General features: G+C 63.2%; 10 protein-coding genes. All 10 read right to left on the bottom strand.

Annotated elements, in window-relative coordinates; translation table 11 throughout:
- Window positions 1-6: 6 nt before the first annotated feature.
- On the bottom strand, window positions 7-675 hold the full coding sequence (gene ccmB / locus ACWPWQ_RS21145) for a heme exporter protein CcmB (protein ID WP_202046404.1): 669 nt from the start codon (window positions 673-675) through the stop codon (window positions 7-9).
- Between the two features lie 2 nt (window positions 676-677).
- A complete protein-coding gene (gene ccmA / locus ACWPWQ_RS21140; protein WP_454010682.1) occupies window positions 678-1,313 on the bottom strand; it encodes a cytochrome c biogenesis heme-transporting ATPase CcmA in 636 nt (211 codons plus the stop codon).
- Window positions 1,314-1,580: 267 nt separating this feature from the next.
- Window positions 1,581-1,967 carry a DUF2802 domain-containing protein gene (locus tag ACWPWQ_RS21135; RefSeq protein ID WP_139435279.1) on the bottom strand — a complete coding sequence of 129 codons (387 nt, stop codon included), beginning with the start codon at window positions 1,965-1,967 and terminating at the stop codon, window positions 1,581-1,583.
- Between the two features lie 94 nt (window positions 1,968-2,061).
- Window positions 2,062-2,550, bottom strand: a complete 489-nt coding sequence (locus tag ACWPWQ_RS21130) for a chemotaxis protein CheW (protein ID WP_005333026.1) — start codon at window positions 2,548-2,550, stop codon at window positions 2,062-2,064.
- A 69-nt stretch (window positions 2,551-2,619) separates the two neighbouring features.
- A complete protein-coding gene (locus ACWPWQ_RS21125; RefSeq protein WP_454010681.1) occupies window positions 2,620-3,486 on the bottom strand; it encodes a chemotaxis protein CheW in 867 nt (288 codons plus the stop codon).
- The gene (locus ACWPWQ_RS21120; RefSeq protein ID WP_454010680.1) at window positions 3,483-4,277 is read right to left on the bottom strand and encodes a ParA family protein; all 795 of its coding nucleotides are present in this window, start codon (window positions 4,275-4,277) and stop codon (window positions 3,483-3,485) included. The genes ACWPWQ_RS21125 and ACWPWQ_RS21120 overlap by 4 nt, the downstream gene beginning before the upstream one ends.
- 4 nt (window positions 4,278-4,281) lie before the next feature.
- Window positions 4,282-5,190 (bottom strand): flagellar motor protein MotB, encoded by a 909-nt coding sequence (locus ACWPWQ_RS21115; RefSeq protein WP_454010679.1) that lies wholly within the window; start codon window positions 5,188-5,190, stop codon window positions 4,282-4,284.
- A gap of 2 nt (window positions 5,191-5,192) precedes the next feature.
- Window positions 5,193-5,930, bottom strand: coding sequence for a flagellar motor protein (locus ACWPWQ_RS21110; RefSeq protein WP_162519155.1), 738 nt, complete (start codon window positions 5,928-5,930; stop codon window positions 5,193-5,195).
- A 2-nt stretch (window positions 5,931-5,932) separates the two neighbouring features.
- Window positions 5,933-7,045: a protein-glutamate methylesterase/protein-glutamine glutaminase gene (locus tag ACWPWQ_RS21105; RefSeq protein WP_342057773.1), complete on the bottom strand. Its 1,113-nt coding sequence runs from the start codon at window positions 7,043-7,045 to the stop codon at window positions 5,933-5,935.
- A 31-nt stretch (window positions 7,046-7,076) separates the two neighbouring features.
- Window positions 7,077-8,213, bottom strand: a 1,137-nt coding sequence (locus tag ACWPWQ_RS21100) for a chemotaxis protein CheA (protein WP_454010678.1), incomplete at its 5' end; no start/stop codon positions are given.

Here is an 8,213-nt window from a genome sequence, read left to right as displayed (position 1 = left end):
AATTAATCAGTTGACGCTGACCCGCAGTGCCGCCGAGATGGCCAGGGGCGTCAGGGTCAGGGCCCCCACCAGCATGGCCCCCAGGATCGCCAGCTGTCCCCCGTAGGGCAACCCCATGCTCGCCGCATCGATGGCGGAGGTGGCGAAGATAAGCACCGGGATATAGAGCGGCAGCAGCAGCAGGCTGAGCAGCACGCCCCCCTTGCGCAGTCCCGCCGTCAGCGCTACCCCGACGGCGCCGAGCAGGCTCAGCACAGGGGTACCGAGCGCCAGAGTGGCCACCACGGCCAGATAGCTCTTCATGTCCAGGGAGAGCAGGATGGCGAGCAGCGGAGAGATCAGCAGCAGCGGCAGGCCGGTCAGCAACCAGTGAGCGATCACTTTCGCCAGCGCCAGCAGCCCGAGGGGATGAGGCATCAGCATCATCTGCTCCAGGGCACCGTCGCTGAAGTCGTCGCGAAACAGCCGCTCCAGGGAGAGCATGGCCGCCAGCAGGGCCGCCACCCAGATGATGCCGGGGGCGATGCGGGCCAGCAGCTGGGGCTCGGGCCCGATGCCCAGCGGAAAGAGGGTGATGACGATGAGGAAGAACCAGAGCGGGTTGAAGATGTCGGCGCGCTGGCGCAGGGCCATCAGCAACTCGCGGTGAATAAGGTGTATGACGGCGCGCAGCATGGCTACTCCTGCAACAGCGAGGTCAGGGAGAGGGTCTTGAGCCGCCCCTGCATCAGGGTCAGATCCTGATGGGTGGTGAGCACCACCATGCCCCCCCGATCCGCGTGGGTCAGGAACAACTGCTCCAGCACCCTGACCCCCTGCTTGTCGATGGCGGTGAAGGGCTCGTCGAGGATCCAGAGCGCCGGGCGCTCAGACAGCCAGAGCCTCGCCAGCGCCACCCGCCGCTGCTGCCCGGCGGAGAGCTGGCCCGCGGGATAATCCTCGAAGCCGGCGAGGCCGACCTGGGCCAGCACCTGCCAGAGATCCACGGACGCCTCGGCCGTGCCGTGCAGCTTCTGATAGAAGGAGAGGTTCTCCAGAGGGGTCAGGGTCGCCTTGACGCCGGGCTGATGGCCCAGGTAGAACAGGCTGGCATGGAACTCATCCCGGCAGTGGCGGATGTTCTCCCCGTTCCAGCACACCTCCCCCGCGAAGGGTTGGGAGAGGCCGGTCAGCAGACGGAGCAGGCTGGTCTTGCCCACCCCGTTGGGGCCTTCAATCTGCATCAGATCGCCCGAGCGCACCGCGAAGGAGAGATGTTCAAACAGGGTGCGATCTTCACGCACGCAGCTCAGATTGTTGGCTTGAAGCAGCATGAGGGTGTAATCGTTGAAAATGAGGCGGCCTGCATCTTAACACAGGATCCGGAGGCGTCTTTTCAAAGATGCCAATAATCAACAGGATTTGTGGGGGAGATCGCGCACCGGCAGAAGAAGATGTGGCAAGGGGAAACTGGAGTGACCAGGCACGGGCAGAGGAAGGGGTGGCAGGGGAAAAGTGGGGGAGATAGCGCACAAACAGCGGAAGAGGTGGCAGGGAAAAGAGGGGCGGCACATGCCTCCCCTCTCGATCTGAAGCAGGGGTCAGGTGCGACCCTTACGCAGGGAGATCAGCAACTCGGCTTCGGCCTGGGGCAACTCGCATTCGCTCATCACCTCGTCGAGATCGGCACCGAGCTCCACCATCTTGGCGGCGCGGCTGTAGAGGCGGCGCTCCGGATCCTGCAGGGTCAACTCCTGCTGGCTATCCTGGATCTTCTGCATCGCCCCTTCGGCGGATTGCAGGCGCTGACCCATGCCGATGGCACCGGTATGCAGCTCCATCATCTGCTTGCGCAGACTCTCGAGCTGCCCCTGCAGCGTCTCCATCCTGGCCTCGGACTCTCGCTGACGGCGGCGGTGACCCAATAGACCGTAGAGGGCCAGCACCAGCGCCAACAAGGACAACCCCAAGGCTGCGAATTCAATCATCAAACTGTCACCTTCCTCATCACAGGGTCCCGCTCGGCATCAGGGTGCCGCGGGCAGATCCGGGACCGCTGTTGTATCACTTTTTGACGCGCCGTTACAGGGAGCCGATATCGTCCCACTCTTCGTCGGAGAGCAGCTTGTTGAGATCCACCAGGATCAGCAGCTGACCGTCGCGGTTGCTGACACCCTGGATGAACTTGGCGCTCTCCTCGGTGCCCACTGCCGGGGCGGCGTCGATCTCGGAGGAGCGCAGATAGACCACCTCGGCCACGCTGTCCACCATGATGCCGATCACCTGCTTCTCCGCCTCTATGATGACGATGCGCGAATTCTCGCTCACATCACCGGCCGGCAGGCCGAAGCGGGAGCGGGTGTCGATGACGGTCACCACGTTGCCACGCAGGTTGATGATGCCCAGCACATAGTCGGGCGCACCCGGTACCGGGGCTATCTCGGTGTAGCGCAACACTTCCTGGACCTGCATCACGTTGATGCCATAGGTCTCGTTTTCCAATTGGAAGGTCACCCACTGCAGCACTTCGTCCTCGGCCAGATTTTGTGCAATATTGCGCTTCTCTGTCATCTTCTTGATCCTTGTATGAACCCGTCAACGGGTAAAATTAGCAATAAAACCATGGCAGTGCCGATGTTGTCAGCGGCCTTCGATGTTCACGCCTCGGCCAAGCAGCACCAAGAGCTCCCTGACGTGCAGCAGGGCACACATCTTCTCCTTGACCATGCCAGCCAGCCAGGGGCGTTTCCCCTCCTGATGGCGCCACTTCACCTGATCCCGATGCAGCAGTTCGGTGCCCTTCAACTGATGACAGGCCAGCCCCCAGGGTGATTCCCCCAGCATAATCAGATATTTGTACTCGTCTATCTCCAGATGCTGGCCCGGCATGACCCACAGGGCCGTGTCGACCACGTTCATCTTCTGCTCCCGGGAGGTCATGATCCCCTTGTACCAACCCGGCTGGCCGAACAGGGAAGTCACCTCCCCCAGCTGGTGAATGCCGCCGAGCTCGGTCAGGGGCACGGCGAAGGTCACCCCGGCCACGTCGAAGAAGAGCGCCTGAAACTCGTTGCCGGTATCCAGGTTTTCCCAGGGCGCAGGGGCAGGCTCGGGTTCCGCCGCCAGCACGGGTTCGGCCAGTGCCAGGGCGACGGGCTCAGCGATCACCGGGATCACCTCGGGCGTCACCAGGGCCACCTCGACTGGCTCGGGCTCTGCCTCGACCTCGAGCTGGAAGGGCTCGACATGCAGCTCTTCATGGCTCAGGACATCCATCTCATCCTGCACCTGGCTCACCTGGGCGAGCAGCTCGCTCAGTTGCGCCAGCCGGCTGTCGGCTTCGAGATAGGGGACCGCAGCCACCTCTGGCAAGGGGGCGGGCTGAGGCTGCAACTGCAGCACAGGGGCCGGTGCCTCCTCGTCCGGATCGTCCCGCAGCAGGAGATCATCGAGCAGCAGGGAGTGGAAATAGTCATCCATGGCCCGAACCTGGGTGGTCTCTCTCATGGCTTCACCTCCTGGGTCCGTTGACGCTCAAGCGCATCGAGATTGTTGAGCAGGGTCTCGTAGGCATAGGTGCCACGGCTGCCCGGTGCATAGATAGACGGGGGTATATGCAGCAGGCTGGCATCCCGGAATTTGGTGTCGATGGGAATGACCGCATTCCACACCGCCTCCCCATACTGCTCCTTGATGGACTGCAGCGTCATCAGGGAGGCCCGGGTACGCTTGTCGAACATGGTCGGGATCACGGTATAGCGGAACTTGTCCCGCTTGGATCGCTGCATGATCTCGAAGGTCTTCATCATCCGCTCCAGCCCCTTCAAGGCCAAAAATTCGGTCTGCACCGGCACCAGGATGCGATCGCAGGCCGCCAGCGCATTGACCATCATCACCCCCAGCACGGGCGGGCAATCGATGAGCACATAGTCATACTGACCCTGCACCCTGAGCAGGGCACGCTTGAGCACCAGCCCCATGCCTTCCCGGTTGCCCATGACCCTGTCCAGGGTCGCCAGCGTGATGGAGGCGGGCAGCAGGTGGATGTTCTCGAACTTGGTCTTCAGGGTCATCCGGTTGACCAGCTCGGCACTGGGCTTGGCCGCCTGGAACAGCTCGTAGAGGGTGCCTTCCAGCCGGTCCGAGTCAAAATCGAAATACGAGGTCAGGGAGGCGTGGGGATCGGTGTCGATCAGCAGCACCCGCTGGCCACGCTGGGCCAGAATGCCCGCCAGGGAGACGACCGTGGTGGTTTTACCGACTCCACCCTTCTGATTGGCAACCGTCCAAACAATCACTGTATCAATCCTGCCTTGTTGTTATGCGTATGCCACCACCGGGCAGCGTCACCACTCTGACGTTCTCGCTGTCGACGCTCTGTGGCGCGGCCGGAGCCGGCGTCACCGTCAGGGAGTTGACGGGGAGTCGCGGCACCCAGGCGAATCTGGATATGGCGACCACGACCTTGCGATTCTGTAACCGCCCCTGCTCGCTGCCGTTGTCGGCGAAGGGGGAGAACTCCCCATAGGCCTCGTAGGCGAGCCGCTCGGGGGCTATCCCCTTGGCCACCAGGGCACCGAGCACTGCCTCGGCGCGGGCGGCAGACAGGGTCCAGTTGGAGCGAAACATTTCGTTGTTGATCGGCTGGTTATCCGTGTAACCCCGCACCCTGACATAGTTATCGACCGGTTTCAGAATACCTGAAAGCGTATCGAGCACAGGGGCCGCATTGCTCCCCAGAAAGGCGCTGCCGCTGCGAAACAGCAGGCCGGAACTCAGCTCCACCGTCAGCCAGTTGTCATCCTTCGCCAGCTTGACCACGCCGGCATCCACCAGGGCGCCCATGGCCTCCTGGAGCTGCAGGTCTATGGTCGCAAGGGCCGTGCCGTCTTGCTGGATCGGGGTGCCCGTGATGGGGGCGCGCGAAGGCGACGATGAGGCCTGGCTCTCCAGCAGGGAAGGCGCGGCCGACACCGGGTTGTTGAGCAGGGAGTTGCCCTGCCCTTCCAGCAAGCCATCGCTGCGCGGCACTTGGTTGAAGGCCTGGGTCATGCCCTCGATGACGGCGCGGTACTGCTCCTTGTTGACGATGGCCACCGAGTAGAGCACCACGAAGAGGGCGAAGATGAGCGTCATGTAATCGGCATAGGAGACCAGCCAGCGATCGAGATGTTCTCGCCCCTGCAGGTGCAAACGATAGCGCTTGCGCATGGCTATTCCCCTTTCAGATAAGCCCGTAGCCGCCGTTCAACCTGCTGGCCGTTCTCCCCGTGGGCGATGGCCAGCAACCCTTCCAGCGTCATCTCCTGATAGAGACCGTAGTGGTAGTGGAATGCCCGCAGGCGATTCGCTATCGGCAGATAGAGGAGGTTGGCAAAGCCCACCCCGTAGATGGTTGCGACGAAGGCGATGGCGATGCCAGCGCCCAGGGTGCCCGGCTCCTCCAGATGAAACATGGCCTGGATGAGGCCTATCACGGCCCCTATGATGCCTATGGTCGGGCTGTAGCCCCCCATGGCCTCGAACACCCTAGCAGCGTGCTCGTTGCGCTCCTGTTCGATGTCGATGTCCGCCTCCAGCAGGCGGCGGATATCCTCGATGGAGACGCCGTCCACTATCATGGTGAGCCCCTGGCGGGTGAAGGGATCGCTCTCCTGTTCGGCCTGGTTCTCCAGCGCCAGCAACCCCTGCTGGCGCGCAAACTGGGCCCAGGCCTGCAGGCGCTCGGCCTGCTGCACCAGATCCAGTTGCGGCGGGAACAGCATCCAGCGCGCTTGGGCGAGGGCGGACAGCATGTACTTGCGGGGCGTCTGCAGGATGACGGCACCCCAGGTGCCCCCGACCACGATGACGAAGGCAGGGCCATCCAGCAGGGTCAGCAGGCTGCCGCCGTGCCACCATTGGGCGACGGCCACGGCGACCAGCGCCAGCACCAGGCCGAACATGCCCATGGTCAGCGGCCCAACTCGACCAGGATGCGCTGGGCCACCCTGTCCAGCGGCAGGGATTCGCTGGCTATGCCCGCCTTGGCAACCGCCTGGGGCATGCCGTAAACCACGCAGGAGGCTTCATCCTGCGCCCAGATGGTGGCCCCCTGCTCCTTGAGCAGACGCGCCCCGTCCCGGCCATCGGCGCCCATGCCGGTCAGCACGATGGCGAGCACCTTGTCGCCGTAGATCTTGGCGGCGGAGGCGAAGGTGATGTCGACGCAGGGCTTGTAGTTGACCTTGTCATTGCCCTCTATGATGCGAAGGCGAGCCCCTGGCCCGCGCCCTTCCAGCAGCATCTGCTTGCCACCTGGGGCCAGATAGGCGTGACCAGGCCTCAGCACGTCACCGTCTTCAGCCTCCTTGACCCCGATCTGGCACAGGCCGTTGAGACGGGCGGCGAAGGCCGCGGTGAAGGTAGCCGGCATATGCTGGATCAGCAATATGGGGTGAGGGAAATCTCCCGGCAGCTTGGTCAGCACGTTCTGCAGCGCCACCGGGCCTCCGGTGGAGGTGCCAATGGCCACCAGCTGATAGCTCTTGCCGCTGCGCTTGAAGCTGGCGGGCGCCGCAGCGCGAACCGGCTCGGGCTGGCGCTCAAGAGGACGCGCCGAGGCAGCGCCGAGGGCGGGGCGCACCGCAGGCTCCGGCGTCCGGGGTCTGGCGGCCGCCATCAGGAAGCGCTTGCGGGCTATCTCCCTGACGCGCTGCTGCAGCAGCTTGACGGCCTCATCCTTGTCCCGGGCTATGTCTTCGAACTTCTTGGGCAGGAAATCCAGGGCTCCGGCATCCAGTGCATCCAGGGTCGCCTTGGCCCCCTCGTGGGTCAGCGAGGAGAACATCAGTATGGGGGTCGGACACTTGGCCATGATCTCGCGCACGGCGCTGATACCGTCAAGCACCGGCATTTCGATGTCCATGGTGATGACGTCAGGCCGCAACTGCAGCGCCTTGTCTACCGCCTCCCGGCCGTTCTGGGCCGTGTCGATCACCGTCATCAGGGGGTCCTGATTGATGATCTCGCTGACCCGACGACGGAAGAAACTCGAATCGTCGACCACTAATACCTTGACTGCCATTGTTATTCTTTTAACTCCTTGGGCCAGACGCTCAGTGGCGGCGGGCATAGGCCTTGAGCAGGCTGGGCACGTCCAGGATGAGGGCGATGCCGCCATCGCTGGTGATGGTGGCGCCGGCCATGCCGGGGGTCCCTTGCAGCAGATTGTCCAGAGGCTTGATCACTACCTCTTCCTGACCGATGAGGTTGTCCACCACGAAGCCCACCTGCTGGGTGCCGATCTGGACGATGACCACGTGGCCTGTGTCCTGGCGGGCCGTTCTGCCGGCACCGCGTACCAGCCACTTGTGCAGGTAGAATAGCGGGATCGCCTTGTCACGGACTATGATGGTGAGCTGGCCATCCACCACGTTGGCCTTCTTCAGATCCAGGTGGAAGATTTCGTTCACGCAGCCAAGCGGCAGGGCGAAGGTCTGTTCACCCACTTCCACCATCAGGGTCGGCAGTATGGCCAGGGTCAGGGGGACCTTGATCTCGAGGCGGGTGCCCTTGCCCCAGGTCGAATCTATGTGCACCGAGCCATTGAGGCTGACGATGCTGGTCTTCACCACATCCATACCGACGCCACGACCCGAGATGTCGGAGATCTCGGACTTGGTGGAGAAACCGGGGGCGAAGATCAGGTTGTAGGCGTCGTTGTCGCTCATGCGCGCCGCGCTGTCGGCATCGAGCACGCCACGGCTGATGGCGATGGCTTTGAGCTTCTCCGGATCCATGCCGGCGCCGTCATCCTCGATGCAGAGCAGGATATGGTCACCCTGCTGGGAGGCGCTCAGGGTGATGGTACCCTGACGGGGCTTGCCCGCCTTCTCCCGCACGTCCGGCATCTCGACCCCGTGGTCGCAGGAGTTGCGCACCAGGTGAACCAGGGGATCGGCCAGGGCCTCCACCAGGTTCTTGTCGAGATCCGTCTCTTCACCCACCATCACCAGCTCGATCTCTTTCTTGAGGGTACGGGCGAGATCGCGCACAACGCGGGGGAAGCGACCGAAGACCTTCTTGATAGGTTGCATGCGGGTCTTCATGACCGCACCCTGCAGATCGGCGGTCACCACATCCAGGTTGGCCACCGCCTTGGACATCTCTTCGTCGTTGCTGGCGATGCCGAGGCTCACCAGGCGGTTTCGCACCAGCACCAGCTCGCCCACCATGTTCATAATGACATCCAG

Source organism: Aeromonas sp. Marseille-Q7275 (genome assembly GCF_965119515.1).
Note: the sequence above shows the minus strand (reverse complement) of the source record. Positions and strands in the feature narration are given on the sequence as shown.